This window comes from Mycolicibacterium psychrotolerans (assembly GCF_010729305.1).
Lineage (GTDB): Bacteria > Actinomycetota > Actinomycetes > Mycobacteriales > Mycobacteriaceae > Mycobacterium > Mycobacterium psychrotolerans.
In genome coordinates this window covers 1835870-1854812 of record NZ_AP022574.1, presented here as the reverse complement: position 1 = coordinate 1854812, position 18943 = coordinate 1835870, and the positions used below count along the sequence as shown (strand labels likewise).

Sequence of the window (18943 nt, the reverse complement as noted above, 5' to 3'; positions counted from 1 at the left end):
CGGCTCAGCGCATCAGGCCGGCCAGCAGCCGCCGGTGCACGGGCTCGGCGGGGGCCTCGGCCGCAGCGCGCAGCATCTCGTCCACCGAGGTGAACTTGGCGCGCGGGCGGGTGCCCTGACCGCGTGCCACCTCGGCGCGGTCGATCGCGTTCCAGCCGACCGCGTCGACGACCGCGGGTTTCCTGCCGCGCACGAACCGTGGCAGCGCCGAGGGCTTGTGCATCGGATCGGTCAGCAGACCGGCGTTGTAGTCGTCGACAAGGGCGTGCACCGTCTGCGCCGCGCACGACTTGTTGGTTCCGATGAAGCCCGTCGGTCCGCGCTTGATCCAGCCGGCGACGTAGCTGCCGCGCACCGGGGTGCCCGCGTCCGTGACCCGGCCGCGGTCGTTGGGCACCACGGCCGCGGTGTCGTCGAACGGGAGTCCGCGAATCGGCATGCCGCGGTAGCCGATCGACGTCAGCACCAGCCCCGCGGAGAGCTGCTGCATCTGATCGGAGCCGGTCACCTCGAACTCGATGCCCGTCACCCGCGTCGGTCCCAGCACCCGGCGCGGCGTGAGCTGGTACGCCAGCCGGATCCGGGGCCGGGTGATCGGCGCGGTGGAATCGCCGAGCTTGGCGAGGATCTCGAGCTTGTTCCGGGTCAGCGCATCCGTGGCGGCCGCGAGATCCTCGCGCACCCGCTGGTGGTCGGCCGGGTCGAGCACCACGTCGCAGCGCGCCGTCAGGCCGATCAGCTCGGGCAGGGTGAACGCCGAGGCGGCGGGCCCCCGCCGGGCGGCGATCACCACCTCCCGGACGTGGGAGGCGCGCAGCGCGGCCAGAGCGTGATCGGCGATGTCGGTGCGCGCCAACGCATCCGGATCGGTGGTCAACACGCGGGCGACGTCGAGGGCGACGTTGCCGTTGCCGACGACGACCACCCGCTCGCCGCTCAGATCGACGGAGAGGTCCGTGAACTCGGGGTGCCCGTTGTACCAGGCCACGATCTCGGTGGCCGTCCCGGTTCCCGGCAGATCCATGCCGTCGACGTCCAGGCGCTTGTCGGTGGGCGCGCCGACCGCGTACAGCACCGCATGGTGGTGCTCGAGGAGCTCGTCGTGGGTGAGGTCCGATCCCACCTCGACGTTGAGGTAGAACCGGAAGTCCCGGCGGGCGGCGATGGTGTCGAACAGTGTCGTCACCCGCTTGGTGGCCTGATGGTCGGGCGCGACGCCTGCGCGCGCGAGGCCATAGGGCGTGGGCAGTTTCTCGAAGACGTTGACCTGCACGCCGCGCTGGGTGAGCAGTTCGTCGGCGGCGTACATCGCCGCGGGCCCGGAGCCGACGATCGCCACCCGCAGCGGTCCCCCGCGGCGGGCCGCCACGGCGGGCGCGTCCGGAACCGGCGCCAGCTTCGACGTCGGCGGCAGCTTGCCCTCCCGCTCGGGATAGAAACCGGCGTTGATCTCGACGAACGGCAACTGCTCGGCGGTCAGCCGGGTGTCGGGGGCGATCGCGCCGACGGGGCAGGCCGACACACACGCGCCGCAGTCCACGCACGCCACCGGGTCGATGTAGAGCATCTCGGCGGTGGCGAAGCCCGGCTCATCCGGCGACGGATGAATGCAGTTGACCGGACACGCGAAGACACAGGACCCGTCGCTGCAACACGACTGGGTGATCACATGGGGCATGCGCCTACGCGACCGAGGCCAGGTGCTCGCGCTGCGGCTCGCTGCGGTACCGGCTGGGGCGGCCGCCGATCCGGCACATCCGCCACACGAGCTTGGCCACCGGGTTCATCAAACCGGTGTCGTGAGCCAGCATCCGCACATCGCCGAACATGTCGCGCAGCATCTGGCGGGACTCCGGCGAGGAGAAGAAGATGTCCTTGCGCACCGAGCGCGGAATGTCGAATTCCTTCCAGAACGCCCGCGGCGGAACGATGATCGCCGAGCACAGCACCCGCATCACCACCGGAACGTAGAGCGAGAGCCAGAAGCGTTTACGGCGCGGAAGGTGCGGGACGCGTTTGCGCAGATACTCGTGCGCGAACGAGATGTGCCGGGCCTCCTCGGCGACGTGGATCGCCATCACGCGCTCCATGATCGGGTGCAGCGCCTTGCCCTCGCGCAGCACGTTCTTCTGCGTGTGGTCGATGGGCTCCTCGCCGGCGAGGATGCCGAACCAGAACGGGATCGGCAGCGGACCGGCGACCAGGGGGATGGTGGGCTGGATCCACTTCAGCAGCTTGGGCATCCCGGGCACGTCGGCGCCGATCCGGTTCACCATCTCCTGGAACATCAGGGTGTGGTTGCACTCCTCGACCGCCTCGTGGAGGCAGTAGCGGTACTCCGGCGACCCGTTCGGCGTCCAGAACGCGTACTCCATCAGGCCGCGGATGAGGATCGACTCGAAGTGCAGACCGACCTTGGCGACATTGGCCTGCCGCCACATGCCGATCTCGATCTGCCGTTCCCTCGATTGCGAGCGGTACCACTCGTGCTTGCCGATCGGATCGGTCGCGGGCAGGATCCAGCGCTCGTCGTCCGGGGTCACGGCGAACTCGGGCGAGTTCCAGTCGATGTCGGTGTAGGGATTGAAATTGCGCCGCACCGATCCCTCGGAGAGGGTCTGCAGCGTGTTGACGTACTCCGCGTCGTCGAAGACGTCCATGTTCTTGCGCCAGCGCCGGACGATCTTCGTGCGCGCTTCCTTGACAGCCATTGTGAGCCTCCATGCCTCGACTGAGGTTTACATTCATATGCTCGCTGTCCAGTGACAGTACCCGCGGTCCCAGGAATTAACCAGGGCCAATTCTGCGGCTGTGCGACAACCACGTTACCCCCGTCACATGTGAGCCAGATCACCCTGGAGTGGTCCTGCGGCGGCCGGATTCGGTCCATCCGACGGCCCGGTTCTAGGCTTGCCGCATGGCCCAGGACCTGACGATCCCTGACAACCTCAAGCCGCGCGACGGCCGCTTCGGCTGCGGCCCGTCGAAGGTCCGGCCCGAGCAACTCACCGCGCTGGCCGAGGCGGGCCACCTGTTCGGCACCTCGCACCGGCAGGCCCCGGTGAAGAACCTCGTCGGCCGGGTTCGCGACGGGCTGCGCGAGCTGTTCTCCCTGCCCGACGGGTACGAGGTGATCCTCGGCAACGGCGGGTCGACCGCGTTCTGGGACGCGGCAGCGTTCGGCCTCGTCGACAAGCGCTCGCTGCACCTGACCTACGGCGAGTTCAGCGCGAAGTTCGCCTCGGCGGTGGCCAAGAACCCGTTCGTCGGCGATCCCGTCGTGATCAAGGCCGATGCCGGCAGCGCGCCGGCGCCGGTGTCGGATCCGTCGGTCGACGTCATCGCATGGGCGCACAACGAGACCTCGACGGGTGTGGCCGTACCCGTGCAGCGGCCGGCGGACTCCGGCGACGCGCTGGTGGTCATCGACGCGACGTCCGCGGCCGGCGGGCTTCCGGTCGACATCACCTCCGCCGACACCTACTACTTCGCGCCGCAGAAGAACTTCGCCGGTGACGGCGGGCTGTGGATCGCGCTGATGTCCCCCGCCGCGCTCGCCCGCGTCGAGGCCATCGCGGCCTCGGGCCGGTGGGTGCCCGACTTCCTGTCCCTGCCCATCGCGATCGAGAACAGCGTCAAGAACCAGACGTACAACACGCCCGCGATCGGCACGCTGGTGCTGCTGGCCGAACAGATCGACTGGCTGCTTGGCAACGGCGGCCTGGACTGGGCGACCAAGCGCACCGCGGACTCGTCGGCGCGGCTGTACTCGTGGGCCGACGCCTCGGAGTTCGCCACCCCGTTCGTCACCGATCCGGGGCTGCGCTCGGCGGTGGTCGGCACCGTCGACTTCACCGACCAGGTCGACGCCGCAGCCGTCGCCAAGATCCTGCGCGCGAACGGCATCGTCGACACCGAGCCCTACCGCAAGCTCGGCCGCAACCAGCTGCGCGTCGGCATGTTCCCCGCCGTCGAGCCCGACGACGTCAGCGCGCTGACCGCCTGCGTCGACTGGGTCGTGCAGCGGTTGTAGCGACTGCCGCGTGTCACCGCGGTAACGGCCGGATAACGCAGTAGGGTGACCGCGTATCGGGCTCGGCGCAGCCCGGAGGAGGTCGTCATGCGGGAACTTAAGGTCGTCGGACTCGACGTCGACGGCAAGCGGATCATCTGCGAATCGGACGACTCCGCGGAGAAGTTCGTCCTGCGCTCAGACGAGCGACTCAAGGCCGCGGTGCGCGGTGACCGGGTCGCCTCGAACCAGACCACGATCGATGTCGAGGTGCCGAACATGCTGCGCCCCAAAGATATTCAAGCCAAAATCCGCGCAGGAGCCTCGGTCGAGCAGGTGGCCGCCGCCTCGGGCGCCGACATCGCGCGGGTCGAACGCTTCGCTCACCCGGTGTTGCTGGAGCGCTCCCGCGCGGCCGAGCTGGCCACCGCGGCGCATCCTGTGCTGGCCGACGGGCCGTCGGTGCTCACGCTACTGGAGACGGTGACCGCCGTGCTCATCGCGCGCGGCTTGGACCCGGAGTCGACGAACTGGGACGCCTGGCGCAACGAGGACGGCCGCTGGACCGTGCAGATGGCGTGGAAGGCCGGTCTGTCCGACAACGTCGCGCATTTCCGGTATGCGCCCGGCGCGCACGGCGGCACCGTGACGGCGTTCGACGACGCCGCATGCCAGCTCATCGACCCGAACTACGCGCGGCCGCTGCGGCCGCTGGCCCCGGTGGCGCAGCTGGCTCTCGAAGAGCCGGAGCCCGCACCGGCGCCGGAACCCGAGGCCGTGGAGGTCGAGGAGGTCGACCAGCCCGCGCCGGCGGCGGCCAAGCCGGTGCGGCCGCGCAAGCAGCGGCCGACCGTGCCGGCCTGGGAGGACGTGCTGCTAGGCGTGCGCTCCAGCGGCGGCCAGCGCTAACAACCCGATCCACGCGCCGGCCACACCGACGCCGGAACCGAGCACGAACCACCGCCAGACCGGGACCCGGCGCCACCCCCACACCGTGGGCGCGAGCCCGCCGACGGCGATCAGATTGAGGCCGACCGCCAGCAGCGGGTGCACCCGCGCCAATCCGATGCTCAGCACGATGATCGCGGCGCCCAGCACGGCGGCGACGAACGCCGCCACCGTCAACCCGGTGGCCCACGGCGTGGACTCTTCCGTCCTCACGGCGCGAGCCTATCCCGCTCGTAGAACGCCAGCGCCGCAGCGGTGGCGACGTTGAGCGAGTCCGTGCCGCGCGACATCGGGATGCGAGCCCGCACGTCGCACGCCCGCATCGTGTGCTCGGCCAGGCCGGGGCCCTCTGCACCCACCAGGATCGCGACCCGGCGGCCGGCCAGCTCACCCATCGCCTCGGCCAGGGTGTGCGCGCCGGGGTCAGGCGTCATCGCGATCAGCTGAAAGCCGTTTTCCCGCAACAATTTCAAGTCACCCGGCCACTGCGCAGCCCGGGCGAACGGCACAAGCAGCGCATGCCCCATCGACACCCGCACCGCTCGCCGGTAGAGCGGGTCGGCGCAACCACTGCCGAAGATCACCGCCCCGATCCCCAGCCCGGCGGCGTTGCGGAAGATGGATCCGAGGTTCTCGTGATCGTTGACGCCCTCGAGCACCGCGACCGTCGTGGCGTTCTCGATCACCTGCGGCACCGTCAGCTCGGCGGCCCGAGAGGCCGACGCGAGCACGCCACGGTTGAGGTGGAAGCCGACCGCCTCGGCCATCACCTCGGCGCTTGCCCGGTAATACGGGGCGCCGACCCCCTCCAGATCGGTCCGCATTTCGGCGAGCCGCCGGTCGGTGCCGAGCAGCGCACGCGGCCGGAACCGGGAAGCCAGCATGCGCTGCACTACCAGGACACCCTCGGCGATGACCAGTCCCTTGCCGGTGGGCAGGTCGGGCCTGCGGTCGACGCTGTTGAGGTCGCGGAAGTCGTCGAGGCGGGGATCGGCGGGATCGTCGATGTCGACGACGTCGACCAGTCCGGTTTCCACGGCGATCGACACTACCGACGCGCTGAGGGCGATCGGCTACGTTGGGTCCGATGACCGCACCGCCGGAACCGCCGCCGCTGCCGCGTGCGCTGCTCGCGCCGTGGCCGGTGATCGTGACGATCACCTGCGGTTGGCTGATCGCCACGCTGCTGGCTTTCACCGTCGACGCGCTGGCTCCGTGGCGGCCCGTGACGATCGCGGGACTGGGCGTCGGCGTCCTTGGCACGTCGATCTTTCTGTGGCAACGTCACGCCGTGCGCCGCGGCTCCCGCGGTGCACAGAGCGGCTTGGACTGACCCGACACCCGGGCGACGACGAAGGGGAAACGCCATGGCGGCGCCGATTTTGCAAGCGCAGATCGACATCAACGCACCGGTATCCACGGTGTGGAGACTGGTCTCCGATCTGGACCGGATGCCGCAGTGGAGCCCGCAGTGCCGGCTGATGAAGGCACTCGGCGGGCTGCGCCAGGGGGCTCGCACCATCAACATGAACCGCCGGGGGCGGCTGTTCTGGCCGACGACGTGCCGCATCACCGAACTGGTGCCCGAGCAGAAGCTCGCCTTCCGCGTCAACGAGAACAACACCGTGTGGAGCTATGAACTCGAGCCCACCGAGGCCGGTACCCGACTGATCGAAACCCGCAATGCCGAGAACGGCACGAAGGCGGTATCGACGTTCCTGGTGGGCAAGTTCATGGGCGGAGTGCCCGGTTTCGAGCAGGAACTCATCGAGGGCATGAACGCCTCGCTGGCCCGGATCAAGGCAGCCGCCGAGAACTAAGCCTGGTCGGTACCTTCCACCAGGTCGAGCACGCCGTCGTCGAACGGGTCGTAGAGCGGCGAACCTGCGCCGTGCGGCGCCGGCGTGTCAGAGTGCGCGCCGCAGCCGTACTCGGCGTCGACGACGTGTCCGTCGGCGGCGAACTCGTTGGCGCACACGCCGAACATCACCCCCAGCGCACCACCGAGCGGGAGGTAGAAGCCGCAGTCGCGGCACATCCGGCGCGTCGCGCGCGCCATCGCCGAGCCCGGCCCGTACTCGCCGTCGTGCCACCGCTGTGCGGCGTCGTTGCGGCCCCACAGGCTCAGCACCTGACGCCGGCCGAGTCCCACCTCGACCGCCACCTCGTCGATCTGCGGATCGCCGGTCGCCGCGTAGCCCGGCACCAGGCGCGGATCGTCAGCCGGGGGCGCCAACAGGTCGCCGGGACTCAGGTCGCCGGCCCGGACGCGTTCCTCCCAGGGCACCCACTTGGGCGCCAGCAGTGCTGTGGGGCCGGGAACCAGCACCACTTCGCTGATGGTCGCGTGCGTGGCGCCCGGCGAGGCGGCCACCACGACCGCCCACTGCCAGCCGCGATAACCGGGCATCTGGGCCAGGAACCGGTGGGTGGCCGACGCGGGGCCTTCGAAACCGGCGCCCAGGTACTCGCCGACCGTCTCCTCGCCGCTGAACTCAGCGATCGCCGCGCGCGCCTCGTCGACCGCGCCGAGCAGGATCGCCTCCAGTTCGGCGGACATCGGCTCGGGCACCGTCGGCTCGGGCACCGTCGACTCGGGCTCGGGCCCGGCCTCGGGTTCGGCCTCGTGCGGCGGGGGTTCGGTCACGCTGTCCATCGGTGTTCATCTTGCCCGACAGGGCCGGGAGCTAGCCACACCGGTTGCCTGCGCGCCCGGTGTCGCCGTCATAGGGGAGAATCGAGCCGTGACAGGAGCGCGGCGCGACCACCCGGACCCCGACGGTCCGCCCGGCGGACGCTACTACCCCCCGCGCCCACCCGCCGGCGAGCATCCCGGGATGGCCAACTATCCGAGTGATCCGGTCGCCACGCCGGGCCGGCGCCGGTCCTCGACGGCCAACGAGAGCGCCAACCGGTGGCTACCGCCACTCGACGACCAGGCCCGCCGCCGCGACTACGACCGCTACGACGCGGACCGGCCGGGAGCGGCCGGAGGCGAGAAGGTGACCGTCACGCGCGCCGCGGCGCAGCGCAGCCGCGAGATGGGTTCGAAGATGTACGGGCTCGTGCACCGGGCGGCCACCGCCGACGGCGCCGACAAGTCCGGGCTGACCGCGCTGACGTGGCCGGTGGTCGCGAACTTCGCTGTCGACGCAGCGATGGCGGTCGCCCTGGCCAACACGTTGTTCTTCGCCGCCGCCACCGGGGAGAGCAAGAGCCGCGTGGCGCTCTACCTGCTGATCACGATCGCCCCGTTCGCGATCATCGCCCCGCTGATCGGGCCCGCGCTGGATCGGCTGCAGCACGGCAGGCGGGTCGCGCTGGCCGCGTCGTTCGTCCTGAGGACCGTGCTGGCCGTGATTCTCATCGCCAACTTCGACAGCGCGACGGGCAGCTTCCCGTCCTGGGTGCTGTATCCCTGTGCGCTCGGGATGATGGTGCTGTCGAAATCGTTCTCGGTGTTGCGCAGCGCCGTGACACCGCGGGTGTTGCCCCCGACGATCGACCTGGTTCGGGTGAACTCTCGGCTGACGACGTTCGGCCTGCTCGGCGGAACGATGATCGGCGGCGGCATCGCGGCGGCGGCCGAATGGGGTTTCCAGCTGTTCCGGATGCCGGGCGCGCTCTACGTGGTGGTGGCGGTCTCGATCGCGGGCGCGGTGCTGGCGATGCGCATCCCGAAGTGGGTCGAGGTCACCGAGGGCGAGGTGCCGGCGACGCTGAGCTACCACGGTCAGCCCGCCGGGCTGCGTCGCGGGCCCGCGCCCACCGCCAAGGCCCGCCAACCCCTGGGCCGCAACATCATCACCGCGCTGTGGGGCAACTGCACCGTCAAGGTGATGGTCGGCTTCCTGTTCCTGTACCCGGCCTTCGTCGCCAAGGCCCACGACGCGAGCGGCTGGGAGCAGTTGCGCATCCTCGGGCTGATCGGTGCGGCGGCGGCCATCGGCAACTTCACCGGGAACTTCACCGCCGCGCGGCTCGAGCTGGGCCATCCCGCCCAGCTGGTGGTCCGCTGCGCCGTCGCCGTGACGGCCATGTCGCTGGCCACCGCGCTGACCGGCAACCTGCTGGTGGCCGCGGCGACGACTCTGGTCACGTCGGGCGCGAGCGCGATCGCCAAGGCATCGCTGGACGCGTCCCTGCAGGACGATCTGCCCGAGGAATCGCGGGCATCGGCGTTCGGGCGGTCGGAGTCGCTGCTGCAACTGGCGTGGGTGGTGGGCGGCGCGACGGGCGTCCTCATCTACACCGAGTTGTACGCCGGCTTCACCACGATCACCGCGCTGCTCATCCTCGGGCTGGCCCAGACGGTGTTCAGCTACCGCGGCGAGTCCCTGGTGCCGGGGTTGGGCGGCAACCGCCCGGTGCTCGCGGCAGCCGAAGGCGTACGCGCCGAGCCGGCGGTGACCCGCGAGTGAAACGTATTGTCGCTGTTCTCGCGGCAGTCGCCCTGATCGCCTCCATCGGCACCGGCGTGCTGGTGTGGCGGCTCACCCGCGACCGGGCGCCGGACCTGCCGGAGATCTCCGCCTACTCCTCCGGACATCTGGCCCGCGTCGGGCCGTACCGGTTCTGCCAAGTACTGAACCCCACCGACTGCGTGGTGCCCGGCGACCAGGGTGAGGTGCCGGTGACGGGCCGCCATCCCGTGCAACTGTCGCTGCCCACCGCGATCGCGAAGGCGCCGTGGGTGCTGCTGCGCGCCTACGAGGACGGCGACGTCATCGAGGAGTTCCGGCCCGATTCCCGTCTCGCGGTGACCATTCCCACCGTAGATGCGCAGCGCGGGCGGCTCACCGGATTCGCGGTGCAGCTGCCCACCCTGGTGCGCGATCAGGAGGGCAACGAGTTTCCGGTGCCGCACGCCGAGTGGTCGGTACGCGCGGTCTGGGAATGATCAGCCGGCGCCGTGGCCGGCGGGCACCTGCTCGCCCTCACGGGTCGGACCCGGCGGGGTGCCGTCACCGAAAGGTCTGCCGCCCAATGCTTCCCGGCCGTGCGGGGTGAGCCAGTTCGACAGGTCGGGCCCTTTCGGCACGACGCCGGTGGGATTGATGTCGCTGTGCACGATGTAGTAGTGCTGCTTGATCTGGACGAAGTCCGTGGTGTCCCCGAAGCCCGGCGTCTGGAACAGGTCGCGCGCGTAGGCCCACAGCACGGGCATCTCGGAGAGCTTGCTGCGGTTGGTCTTGAAGTGCCCGTGGTAGACGGGGTCGAAGCGTGCCAGCGTGGTGAACAGCCGCACGTCGGCTTCGGTGATGGTGTCTCCCACCAGATATCGCTGACCGGCGAGGCGGTCGGAGAGCCAGTCGAGCGCGGTGAACAGCCGGTCGTAGGCCTTCTCGTAGGCGCGCTGTGAACCGGCGAATCCGCAGCGGTACACGCCGTTGTTGACCTCGGTGTAGATGCGCTGGGCCACCTCGTCGATCTCCGCCCGCAGCGGCTCGGGGTAGAGCTGGGGCGCACCGTCGCGGTGGTGAGCGGTCCACTCGGTCGAGAAGTCGAGGGTGATCTGCGCGAAGTCGTTGGTCGCCACTTCACCGGTCGGCACGTCGACGATCGCGGGGACGGTGACCCCCTTGGGGTAGTCGGCGATGCGCTTGTTGTATGCGTCGCGCAGGTAGTGGATGCCGAGCACCGGGTCGACACCGCCGGGGTCCAGATCGAACGTCCAGCTGCGCTCGTCGTGGGTGGGTCCGCAGAACCCAATGGAGAGAACGTCTTCCAACCCCAGTAGCCGACGCACGATGATCGTGCGGTTCGCCCACGGGCACGCGCGTGCCACGATCAGTCGGTAGCGCCCCGGCTCGACGGGGTAGCCGTCCCGGCCGTCCGCGGTGACGCGGGTGGTGATGTAGTCGGTGTCACGCTTGAAATCGCCGTCAGAGGCCGACGGGTCGGCGACATAGCTCATGACTCAGTCTTACCCCGCCGGGCCTGCTGTCAGGCGTCGAGTTCGCGCGCGACGGCCTTGACGACCTCCGACACGCGGCGGGCCACCTTGCGATCCGGGTAGCGGCCCTTGCGCAGCTCGGGCTGCACCGCGCCCTCGAGCAGCGTGATCATGTCCTCGACCATGCCGTGCAGTTCGTCGGGGGTGTGCTTGTGCTCGGCGGCCGTGGCCTCGCGCCGCGTCCGGGTCAGGCTCGGCGGCGGGTCGATCAGCTTGAGGCTCAGGGCCTGCGGGCCGCGGCGTCCGGCGGCGACACCGAACTCGACGCGCTGGCCCGCCTTGAGGCCCTCGACACCGGCGGGCAACGCCGAGGAACGCACATACACGTCCTCACCGTCTTCCTGCGAGAGGAACCCGAAGCCCTTCTCCGCGTCGTACCACTTCACCCGGCCGGTCGGCACTGGTCTCACCTGCTTGTCTGTCTGAGCCGATATGTCTGCTGCCCATCGTGGGTACAGACCTTTTACATAGAGGAAGCGCCCCGCCTGCGCCGGGACGCGTCGTGGGAGATCCTACTCGGACGTCGCCGCAGCCAGCACCCCCTTATGTCGGTAGGCTGCAATCACCGCTGGAGGAAGAGATGCGCCTGATCCTGAACGTCATCTGGTTGATCTTCGGTGGCCTGTGGCTGGCTCTGGGCTATGTGCTCGCGGCGCTCATCTGCTTCGTGCTCATCATCACCATCCCCTTCGGTTTCGCGGCGCTGCGCATCGCGCTCTATGCGCTGTGGCCGTTCGGCCGCACGATCGTCGACAAGCCAGGGGTTCGCCCCGGCGCCCTGGTCGGCAACATCATCTGGCTGATCGTCGCCGGGGTGTGGTTGGCGATCGGGCACATCCTCACCGCTGTCGCGATGGCGATCACCATCGTGGGTATCCCGCTGGCGCTGGCGAACCTGAAGCTGATTCCGGTGTCGCTGATGCCGCTCGGCAAGGAGATCGTGCCCCTCGACAGCGGCCGCGACGCCGCCCAGACAGCGTTCGGCGTGACCCGGTGAGCGCCGTCGCCCTCGGGGTGCCGTCGGTGCGCGGGCCGGTGTCGGGCGCGCCCGCCGACGGACCGCTCGTCGACACCTTCGGCCGAGTCGCGACCGATCTCCGGGTGTCGCTGACCGACCTGTGCAATCTGCGCTGCACGTACTGCATGCCGGCCGAGGGCCTCGACTGGTTACCGGCCGAGCAGAAGCTGCGGGTCGACGAACTGATCCGGCTCCTGCACATCGCGGTCACCCGGCTCGGCATCACCAGCGTGCGCTTCACGGGCGGCGAACCGATGGTGGTCCCCCACCTCGAGGACGTCGTCGCGGCGACGGCGGCGCTGCGGCCGCGTCCGGAGATCACGCTGACGACCAACGGGATCGGGCTCGCCCGGCGCGCCGAGGCGCTGAAGAACGCCGGCCTGGACCGCATCAACGTCTCGCTCGACACCGTCGACCGGCAGCGGTTCGCGGCGATCACCCGCCGTGACCGCTTGGACGCCGTGCTGGCCGGCCTGCGCGCCGCACAGGCCGCCGGGCTGTCGCCGGTGAAGGTCAACGCGGTGCTCGACCCCGTCATCGGGCTGGACGACGCCGTCGCCCTGCTGCGGTTCTGTCTGGCGCACGGCTACCAGTTGCGCATCATCGAGCAGATGCCGCTGGACGCGGGCCATTCCTGGCAGCGCGAGCACACCCTGAGTGCTGACGCCATCCTGGCCGCGCTGCGCCGAGAGTTCACGCTCAGCCCGCACCCGGGACCGCGCGGCTCCGCCCCGGCCGAGCTGTGGCAGGTGCGGTCGGGCGCGGAAGCGGGCGCTGCGGTGCTCGGCGACGTCGGGATCATCGCGTCCGTCTCGCACGCCTTCTGCGCCAGCTGCGACCGGACGAGGCTCACCGCCGACGGCCAGGTCCGCAACTGCCTGTTCGCCCGCGACGAGACCGACCTGCGGGCCCTGCTGCGCACCGGGGCCGACGACGACGCCCTCGAGGCGGCATGGCGGGCCGCGATGTGGGCCAAGGCCGCCGGGCACGGCATCAACGACCCCGGTTTCGTCCAGCCGGACCGTCCGATGAGCGCGATCGGCGGCTGACGAGGTGGGCGTGACAGTGCGGTACTTCGCCGCGGCGCGCGCTGCTGCGGGGGTCGAGCACGAGACCGTCAACCTGCAGCCGGGCGCCACGGTCGCCGATCTGGTGGACACCCTTCGGGCCCGCGGGGCGGCCCTGTCCGCGGTGCTTGCCCGGTGTTCCTACTTGCGTGACGGAGTTGCGGTGCGCGACACGCGGACTCCGCTGGGTGACGGGCAGACGGTTGACGTGTTACCACCCTTCGCCGGTGGGTAGACGACCGTTCGAGACAGGAGTATTCCGTGATTTACGTCACATCACGGAATGGTCACGAGATGGCTACGGCGAGGTTGAGACGCGCGGCACCTGCAGGAACAACGCTCTCTGCAGGGATTTTAGAGATTTTTTAGTATTTGCCCTGGCCGGCGACACGACGGTGGACACGAGGTGACGGGACCTTGGCGAGCCGTTACGGTCTTGAACCAGGCCGATCGCCCCCACTTTGACCGGCCCGCCGCGTACCAACTGCGCCGAACTCCATCCGTTGGTCCGCGGGGACAACGAGACCCAACCTGGATGGAGGCGGGGGACCCACCGGTCCACCGAGACAGAAGGACCAGGAGCCGACTCGGCTCCTTGGGGTGAAGCCGGCGTCGTTCCGACGCCGCCGGCCGGGCGACCTCTCCCACCCGAACCCGACAGCTGACCTCGCGGGCGCCTACGAGAGGACCACGCGCACTTATGAGTGGACGGCATCGCAAGCCCACCAATTCAGCAGTAAGCGTCGCCAAGATCGCCGTCACCGGCGCTGTCATCGGCGGCGGCAGCCTGGCGCTGGCCGGTACCGCCGGCGCGGCGACCGACAACGAATGGGACAAGGTCGCCAGCTGCGAGTCCGGCGGCAACTGGGCGATCAACACCGGCAACGGCTACCAGGGTGGCCTGCAGTTCTCGGCGAGCACCTGGTCCGGACACGGCGGCGGCGAGTTCGCCCCGGCCGCCCATCTGGCCACCAAGGAAGAGCAGATCGCCGTCGCCGAGCGCGTGCTGGCGTCTCAGGGGAAGGGCGCCTGGCCCTCGTGCGGCGGGCCGCTCTCCGCCGCAACGCCCCGCAACGTCGTGAACGAGGCGCCGCCGGCCCCGGTCGATCCGCTCGGCCTGAACGGTCTCCTGCCTCCTCCCCCGCCGGCCGATCCTCTCGCGCCGCCTCCGCCGCCTGCTCCGTTCGATGCGATGTCGGCTCAGGCCCCGCTCCCCCCGCCGCCCGTCGACCCGCTCGCCGCGCCGCCGGCCCCGGAGGTCCTGCCGCCGGCTCCCGCTCCGATGGACGCCCCGCTTCCTCCGCCGCCGGGCGATCCCCTGCCGCCGGCCCCCGCGCCTGTCGACGCCGCGCCGCTGGATGCCCCGCTTCCCGCACCGGCTCCGCTGCCTGACGCCGCACCCCCGGTGGTCGACGTCGCGAACATCGCGCCGGCCGATGCCCCGCCGCCCGTCGATGCGCTCCCGCCGGCCGAGCCCGTCGTGACCGCCGCCGACTGGGACGCCGCGCGGGGCCCCGCGCCTGTGGATCAACCCCAGGTCTGGGCGCTGCACCCCGGCGACCTGGCGCAGCAGCCCGCGCCCGCGGACCCTGCCGTCCCGCTGCCCCCGGCCCCGGCCCCGGCGCCCGCGCCGAACGCCGTCGCCGCGCCGGCGCCCGACCCGTTGGCTCCGCTCGCCGCAGCCGCTGCCGTTCCCGGCCCGGCCTACGACATCGCCAACCAGGCCGTGTCGGGCGAGCTTCCGCTCCCTGACGGGATGCCGCACCTCGTCAGCCCGCAGAATCTGCCGCCCGGCACCACGGTCGATCCGAGCGTGGTGACCGACGCGAGCCCGAATGTGACGTACCTGAAGGACATCTGGCACGCCATCCAGACTCAGGAGATCTCGGGCAAGGACGCGCTGCTTGCGCTCACGCAGCGGCCGCTGACCAGCGGCCCGGCGGCTCTGGACCCGGTTGCCCCGCCCGCCCCAGGAGCACCGGTCGCCCCCGAGGCACCGCTGCCCGCGCCTGCCGCGGTTCTGCCGCCGGCCTGAGGTCCGCTACGCGGAGTTGACCCATTCGTCGGTGCCGTCGGCGAAGAACTGGTGCTTCCACACGGGTAGCTGCTCTTTGACGCGGTCCACCAGTCGCGCGCACGTCTGGAACGCCGCGCCGCGGTGGTCTGCCGCCACCACGGCGATCAGCGCCGCGTCGCCGATCTGCAGGCTGCCCACGCGGTGGCTGACCGCGATGGCGCGCACGCCGCCGGATTCGGCCGCGACCGCGCCGACGACGTCGGCGAGGGTCTGCCCAGCCGACGGATGCGCCGAGTACTCCAGGCGCGTGACCGTGCGCCCGCCGTCGTGGTCGCGTACCACGCCGGCGAAGGACACCACGGCCCCCGCGGCGTGATGCGCCACCAGTGCCTCGTGTTCGGACACGTCGATCGGGCGATCGGTGAGTTCGGCACGCACGACGACGGTCATTGCGGATGGTCCTTACCTCGGAGTTGGTCGAGCGCATGGTCGAGGACGTCGTCGAGGACACGGAGGCCGTCGCGCACCCCGCCGATCGAACCGGGCAGATTCACGATCAGGGTGCGTCCGGCGACCCCGCAGAGCCCGCGGGACAGGATCGACGTCGGCACATGCGGCAGCCCGGAACGCCGGATCGCGTCGGCCAGCCCCGGTATCTGGTAGTCGAGCAGTTCGGCGGTGATCTGCGGCGTCGAGTCGGTCGGCGAGATCCCTGTGCCGCCGGAGGTGATCACGACGTCGGGGCCGTCGTCGAGCGCGGTGCGCAGCGCGGTGGCGACCGGCGCGCCGTCGGCGACGACGAGGGGGGCCGCGGTGGCGATGGCGCGGTCGTTGAGCCAGGCGGCGATCACGGGACCGCAGCGGTCCTCGTACACGCCCGACGACGCCCGCGTGGACGCGATGATGACCACGCCCCTGCGGGCGGGGGTCACCGCGACCACGTACCCGTCTTGCCGCCTTCTTTGTGCAGCACGCGGATGTCGTCGATCGAGGCCGCCCGGTCGACGGCCTTGATCATGTCGTAGACGGTCAGTGCGGCCACGCTGACGGCGGTCAGCGCCTCCATCTCCACACCGGTGCGGTCGGTGGTCCGGACGGTCGCGGTGATGCCGACCTCGTCACCGCCGACGCTGAAGTCGATGTCCACGCCGGTGATGGCCAGCGGATGGCACAGCGGCACGAGGTCGCTGGTGCGCTTGGCGGCCAGGATCCCGGCGACACGTGCGGTGGCCAGCGCATCACCCTTGGGCAGGCCGTTCGTACTGATGAGGTCGACGACGTCGGCGCGGGTACGCACGGTACCCGCGGCCACCGCGACGCGCTTGGTGGCGTCCTTGGCGGTGACGTCGACCATGTGGGCGGCGCCGGTCTCGTCGAGGTGCGAGAGGCGATCCGCCATCGCTACTTGTTGATGACGGTCGAAGACTGGATGAACGGCAGCTCTTCGGCCGGCAGCGGGAACGTGATGTCGCCGAATGGCGAGAGGGCCCCGGTGCGGTCGGCGGCCAGCTCACTGACGGCGTGGTCGTCGGCGTCACCCGTGGGCCAGCCTGGATCGACGTAACGGTTCTTCTTGTCATCAGCCACGGGAGACATTGTGGCAGGCCGATCGCCGGCTGGCGAGCGTGGGAGGCTGCTTTACGCTGGTCAGGATGAGCGCGATGAGCCCCGGCATGCCGCTGGGCGTGTGGTTGGCCGAGCGCGGCGACCAGGAACTGGTCCGGCTGCTGCGTCTGCGGCCCGACCTCACCCAGCCCCCACCGGGCACGATCGCGGCGCTGGCCGCCCGCGCCGCGGCGCGGCAGTCGATCAAGGCCGCCACCGACGACCTCGATTTCCTGCACCTCACGGTGCTCGACGCCCTGCTTACCCTGCACGCCGACAGCGCAGCCGTGTCCTTCGCCGCGCTCGACGAGGCCCTCGGCGGACGCGCCGACGACTCCTCGGTGCGGGCTGCTGTCGGGAACCTCACCGAGCGCGCGCTGGTGTGGGGCGACACCGAGGGTGCGGGCGCACTCCGGGTCGCCGCCGAAACGGCCAACTGCCTGCCCTGGTATCCGGGGCAGGCGACGCTGGAGCCTGACGCGTTGTCCGGCGCCGAGGTCACCGAGGCGATCGACGCGCTCGACGTCGCGGAGCGTGAGCTGCTCGACAGGCTGTTGGAGGGTTCGCCGATCGGCCGGACCCGCGACGCTCTGCCCGACGCGCCGCCGGACCGACCGGTACAACGGCTGCTCAGCGCGGGACTGTTGCGGCGTCTCGACGCCGACACGGTGATTCTTCCGCGGCTTGTCGGTCAGGTGCTGCGCGGCGAGTCACCGGGTCCGGTGAGTCTGACCCGACCGGACCCGACGGTGTCGACCACGACCACCGCCGATATCGACGCGGTGGCCGCCGGTGCCGCGCTCGACCTTCTGCGCGAGGTCGAGCTCGTGCTCGAAACGCTCAGCGTGGCACCGGCTCCCGAGCTGCGCAGCGGCGGGCTCGGGGTTCGGGAAGTCAAGCGGCTGACCAAGGCGACCGGTGTCGACGAGCGCCGGCTCGGCCTGATCCTCGAGGTCGCGCTGTCGGCGGGCCTGATCGCAGCGGGTATCCCCGAGCCGGAGCCGGCCGACGCGGCCGGCTCCTTCTGGGCGCCGACGGTGGCCGCGGACCGGTTCATCGAATCGCCGACCGCGGTCAAGTGGCACCTGATGGCGTCGGCGTGGCTCGATCTGCCGGGGCGCCCCAGCCTGGTCGGTGCTCGCGGACCGGATGGCAAACCCTATGCGGCGCTGTCTGATTCGTTGTTCTCCACGGCGGCGCCGCTGGACCGCAGGCTGCTGCTCATGCTGCTGGCCGACCTGCCCCCGGGCTCGGGGGTCGACGCCGGGAGCGCCTCGAGGGCGTTGGTGTGGCAGCGGCCCCGCTGGTCGGCGCGGCTGCAGCCCGATCCAGTGGCCGATCTACTCACCGAAGCCCACGCCGTCGGCGCGGTCGGCCGCGGGGCGCTGGCTGCCCCGCTGCGGCGACTGCTCGCCGGAGAGGGCGACGATGCCGTCATCGCCGCGATGGACAAGGCCCTTCCCGCGCCGATCGACCACTTCCTGCTCCAGGCCGACCTGACGGTCATCGTTCCGGGACCGCTCGAACGGGCGCTGGCCGAGCAGTTGGGCGCCGTGGCCACGGTGGAGTCGGCCGGCGCCGCGATGGTCTACCGGATCGACGAGGCGTCGGTGCGGCGCGCGCTGGACACCGGCAAGACTGCGGGCGAGCTGCACGCGCTGTTCAGCCGCCATTCCAAAACCCCTGTGCCGCAGGCATTGACCTACATGATCGACGATGTCGCGCGGCGGCACGGGCAGCTTCGGGTCGGCATGGCGTCCTCCTTCGTGCGGTGCGAGGATGCGGCGCTGCTCGCTGCGGCGGCCGCCGCGCCGGCCACCGAAGCCGTCGAACTGCGCCTCCTGGCACCGACCGTCGCGGTGTCGCAGGCCCCGATCTCCGAGGTACTGGCCGCCCTGCGCAGAGCGGGCTTCGCGCCGGCGGCCGAGGACACGACCGGCGCGATCGTGGACCTGCGCAGCCGTGGCGCTCGCGTTGCCGCGCCGGTACGCCGCCGCACCTACCGACCCAACGCCACCCCGACGGATCAGACCCTCGCCGCGATCGTCGCGGTGCTCCGGAAGGTCGCCGCCACACCGGCATCCGGGCTGCGTCTGGATCCGGCGGTCGCGATCTCCGAACTGCAGCAGGCGGCCCATCATCAAGAGTCGGTGGTGATCGGTTATGTCGATCCGGCGGGGGTGGCCAGTCAGCGGGTGGTGGCGCCGATCAATGTCCGCGGCGGCCAGCTGACCGCGTACGACCCGGCGTCGGGCCGGGTCCGCGAGTTCGCCATCCACCGGGTGACCTCGGTGGTGTCCGCGGACTCCGGCTGACGCGC

The 18943-nt window shown here is 70.8% G+C and carries 22 protein-coding genes and 1 riboswitch; of the genes, 11 read left to right on the top strand and 11 right to left on the bottom strand.

Translation table 11 applies throughout. The features are described 5' to 3' along the window. Positions 1–4: 4 nt before the first annotated feature. Both G6N45_RS09170 and G6N45_RS09165 read right to left on the bottom strand, forming a co-directional pair. The gene (locus G6N45_RS09170; RefSeq protein ID WP_163721807.1) at positions 5–1678 is read right to left on the bottom strand and encodes an FAD-dependent oxidoreductase; all 1674 of its coding nucleotides are present in this window, start codon (positions 1676–1678) and stop codon (positions 5–7) included. Positions 1679–1682: 4 nt separating this feature from the next. Beyond that, positions 1683–2711 carry an AurF N-oxygenase family protein gene (locus G6N45_RS09165; protein ID WP_163721806.1) on the bottom strand — a complete coding sequence of 343 codons (1029 nt, stop codon included), beginning with the start codon at positions 2709–2711 and terminating at the stop codon, positions 1683–1685. 206 nt (positions 2712–2917) lie between these two features. Here G6N45_RS09165 and serC point away from each other — a divergent pair, with 206 nt between their 5' ends. Together serC and sepH are read left to right on the top strand one after the other, a co-directional pair. After that, on the top strand, positions 2918–4033 hold the full coding sequence (gene serC / locus G6N45_RS09160) for a phosphoserine transaminase (RefSeq protein WP_163721805.1): 1116 nt from the start codon (positions 2918–2920) through the stop codon (positions 4031–4033). Positions 4034–4120: 87 nt separating this feature from the next. Next, positions 4121–4921, top strand: a complete 801-nt coding sequence (gene sepH, locus G6N45_RS09155) for a septation protein SepH (RefSeq protein ID WP_163721804.1) — start codon at positions 4121–4123, stop codon at positions 4919–4921. Here the strand turns inward: sepH and G6N45_RS09150 are convergent. Both G6N45_RS09150 and G6N45_RS09145 read right to left on the bottom strand, forming a co-directional pair. Next, positions 4889–5173, bottom strand: a complete 285-nt coding sequence (locus G6N45_RS09150; RefSeq protein WP_163721803.1) for a DUF2537 domain-containing protein — start codon at positions 5171–5173, stop codon at positions 4889–4891. The two genes, sepH and G6N45_RS09150, sit on opposite strands and share 33 nt — an antisense overlap. Then, positions 5170–5997: a TrmH family RNA methyltransferase gene (locus G6N45_RS09145; protein WP_163721802.1), complete on the bottom strand. Its 828-nt coding sequence runs from the start codon at positions 5995–5997 to the stop codon at positions 5170–5172. The genes G6N45_RS09150 and G6N45_RS09145 overlap by 4 nt, the downstream gene beginning before the upstream one ends. Before the next feature lie 50 nt (positions 5998–6047). On the opposite strand from G6N45_RS09145, the gene G6N45_RS09140 reads away from it, so the two are divergent. After that, positions 6048–6293, top strand: coding sequence for a DUF2530 domain-containing protein (locus G6N45_RS09140; protein ID WP_163721801.1), 246 nt, complete (start codon positions 6048–6050; stop codon positions 6291–6293). 34 nt (positions 6294–6327) lie between these two features. Beyond that, positions 6328–6780, top strand: coding sequence for an SRPBCC family protein (locus tag G6N45_RS09135; protein ID WP_163721800.1), 453 nt, complete (start codon positions 6328–6330; stop codon positions 6778–6780). Here G6N45_RS09135 and G6N45_RS09130 read toward each other — a convergent pair. After that, positions 6777–7520 (bottom strand): DUF3027 domain-containing protein, encoded by a 744-nt coding sequence (locus tag G6N45_RS09130; RefSeq protein ID WP_246229055.1) that lies wholly within the window; start codon positions 7518–7520, stop codon positions 6777–6779. The genes G6N45_RS09135 and G6N45_RS09130 overlap by 4 nt on opposite strands. Positions 7521–7704: 184 nt before the next feature. On the opposite strand from G6N45_RS09130, the gene G6N45_RS09125 reads away from it, so the two are divergent. Both G6N45_RS09125 and G6N45_RS09120 read left to right on the top strand, forming a co-directional pair. Further along, a complete protein-coding gene (locus G6N45_RS09125) occupies positions 7705–9381 on the top strand; it encodes an MFS transporter (protein ID WP_407664311.1) in 1677 nt (558 codons plus the stop codon). Continuing rightward, positions 9378–9860, top strand: coding sequence for a DUF2771 domain-containing protein (locus G6N45_RS09120; protein WP_163721799.1), 483 nt, complete (start codon positions 9378–9380; stop codon positions 9858–9860). The genes G6N45_RS09125 and G6N45_RS09120 overlap by 4 nt, the downstream gene beginning before the upstream one ends. Here the strand turns inward: G6N45_RS09120 and G6N45_RS09115 are convergent, their stop codons facing one another. Further along, positions 9861–10877: a glutathione S-transferase family protein gene (locus tag G6N45_RS09115; RefSeq protein WP_163721798.1), complete on the bottom strand. Its 1017-nt coding sequence runs from the start codon at positions 10875–10877 to the stop codon at positions 9861–9863. Between the two features lie 29 nt (positions 10878–10906). Further along, a complete protein-coding gene (locus G6N45_RS09110) occupies positions 10907–11317 on the bottom strand; it encodes a cold-shock protein (RefSeq protein WP_048419732.1) in 411 nt (136 codons plus the stop codon). A gap of 179 nt (positions 11318–11496) precedes the next feature. Between G6N45_RS09110 and G6N45_RS09105 the strand changes: the two genes are divergently transcribed. The 4 genes from G6N45_RS09105 to G6N45_RS09090 all read left to right on the top strand — a co-directional run bounded on the left by G6N45_RS09105 (position 11497) and on the right by G6N45_RS09090 (position 15036). Next, positions 11497–11913: a YccF domain-containing protein gene (locus G6N45_RS09105; RefSeq protein WP_163721797.1), complete on the top strand. Its 417-nt coding sequence runs from the start codon at positions 11497–11499 to the stop codon at positions 11911–11913. Next, a complete protein-coding gene (gene moaA, locus G6N45_RS09100; protein WP_163721796.1) occupies positions 11910–12983 on the top strand; it encodes a GTP 3',8-cyclase MoaA in 1074 nt (357 codons plus the stop codon). The genes G6N45_RS09105 and moaA overlap by 4 nt, the downstream gene beginning before the upstream one ends. 4 nt (positions 12984–12987) lie before the next feature. Beyond that, positions 12988–13236, top strand: coding sequence for a MoaD/ThiS family protein (locus G6N45_RS09095; protein WP_163721795.1), 249 nt, complete (start codon positions 12988–12990; stop codon positions 13234–13236). A 278-nt stretch (positions 13237–13514) separates the two neighbouring features. Next, positions 13515–13692, top strand: a riboswitch (cyclic di-AMP (ydaO/yuaA leader). Positions 13693–13701: 9 nt separating this feature from the next. Beyond that, a complete protein-coding gene (locus G6N45_RS09090) occupies positions 13702–15036 on the top strand; it encodes a transglycosylase family protein (RefSeq protein WP_163721794.1) in 1335 nt (444 codons plus the stop codon). Between the two features lie 6 nt (positions 15037–15042). Here G6N45_RS09090 and G6N45_RS09085 read toward each other — a convergent pair whose 3' ends face one another. From G6N45_RS09085 to G6N45_RS09070, 4 genes are read right to left on the bottom strand one after another with little or no spacing between them, the layout of a single operon-like run. Next, complete coding sequence (locus tag G6N45_RS09085; protein ID WP_163721793.1) at positions 15043–15468, bottom strand: molybdenum cofactor biosynthesis protein MoaE; 426 nt, start codon at positions 15466–15468, stop codon at positions 15043–15045. Further along, entirely contained in the window at positions 15465–15959 is a 495-nt protein-coding gene (locus G6N45_RS09080) for a MogA/MoaB family molybdenum cofactor biosynthesis protein (protein ID WP_246228928.1), read from the bottom strand. Before G6N45_RS09080 ends, G6N45_RS09085 begins: the two co-directional genes overlap by 4 nt. Then, on the bottom strand, positions 15947–16417 hold the full coding sequence (gene moaC, locus G6N45_RS09075; protein ID WP_057149117.1) for a cyclic pyranopterin monophosphate synthase MoaC: 471 nt from the start codon (positions 16415–16417) through the stop codon (positions 15947–15949). The genes G6N45_RS09080 and moaC overlap by 13 nt, the downstream gene beginning before the upstream one ends. 2 nt (positions 16418–16419) lie before the next feature. Beyond that, positions 16420–16614 (bottom strand): hypothetical protein, encoded by a 195-nt coding sequence (locus G6N45_RS09070; protein WP_057149118.1) that lies wholly within the window; start codon positions 16612–16614, stop codon positions 16420–16422. 56 nt (positions 16615–16670) lie between these two features. Here G6N45_RS09070 and G6N45_RS09065 point away from each other — a divergent pair, with 56 nt between their 5' ends. Next, entirely contained in the window at positions 16671–18938 is a 2268-nt protein-coding gene (locus G6N45_RS09065; RefSeq protein WP_163721792.1) for a helicase-associated domain-containing protein, read from the top strand. Positions 18939–18943: the final 5 nt, after the last annotated feature.

Excerpts from the sequence above, each read along its gene's own strand:
- G6N45_RS09135 (WP_163721800.1), top strand. The coding sequence starts at position 6,328 with ATGGCGGCGCCGATTTTGCAAGCGCAGATCGACATCAACGCACCGGTA.
- sepH (WP_163721804.1), top strand. The coding sequence starts at position 4,121 with ATGCGGGAACTTAAGGTCGTCGGACTCGACGTCGACGGCAAGCGGATC.
- G6N45_RS09065 (WP_163721792.1), top strand. The coding sequence starts at position 16,671 with ATGAGCGCGATGAGCCCCGGCATGCCGCTGGGCGTGTGGTTGGCCGAG.
- G6N45_RS09165 (WP_163721806.1), bottom strand. The coding sequence starts at position 2,711 with ATGGCTGTCAAGGAAGCGCGCACGAAGATCGTCCGGCGCTGGCGCAAG.
- G6N45_RS09130 (WP_246229055.1), bottom strand. The coding sequence starts at position 7,520 with ATGTCCGCCGAACTGGAGGCGATCCTGCTCGGCGCGGTCGACGAGGCG.
- serC (WP_163721805.1), top strand. The coding sequence starts at position 2,918 with ATGGCCCAGGACCTGACGATCCCTGACAACCTCAAGCCGCGCGACGGC.
- G6N45_RS09170 (WP_163721807.1), bottom strand. The coding sequence starts at position 1,678 with ATGCCCCATGTGATCACCCAGTCGTGTTGCAGCGACGGGTCCTGTGTC.
- G6N45_RS09070 (WP_057149118.1), bottom strand. The coding sequence starts at position 16,614 with ATGTCTCCCGTGGCTGATGACAAGAAGAACCGTTACGTCGATCCAGGC.
- G6N45_RS09115 (WP_163721798.1), bottom strand. The coding sequence starts at position 10,877 with ATGAGCTATGTCGCCGACCCGTCGGCCTCTGACGGCGATTTCAAGCGT.
- G6N45_RS09085 (WP_163721793.1), bottom strand. The coding sequence starts at position 15,468 with ATGACCGTCGTCGTGCGTGCCGAACTCACCGATCGCCCGATCGACGTG.
- moaC (WP_057149117.1), bottom strand. The coding sequence starts at position 16,417 with ATGGCGGATCGCCTCTCGCACCTCGACGAGACCGGCGCCGCCCACATG.
- G6N45_RS09090 (WP_163721794.1), top strand. The coding sequence starts at position 13,702 with ATGAGTGGACGGCATCGCAAGCCCACCAATTCAGCAGTAAGCGTCGCC.
- G6N45_RS09105 (WP_163721797.1), top strand. The coding sequence starts at position 11,497 with ATGCGCCTGATCCTGAACGTCATCTGGTTGATCTTCGGTGGCCTGTGG.
- G6N45_RS09140 (WP_163721801.1), top strand. The coding sequence starts at position 6,048 with ATGACCGCACCGCCGGAACCGCCGCCGCTGCCGCGTGCGCTGCTCGCG.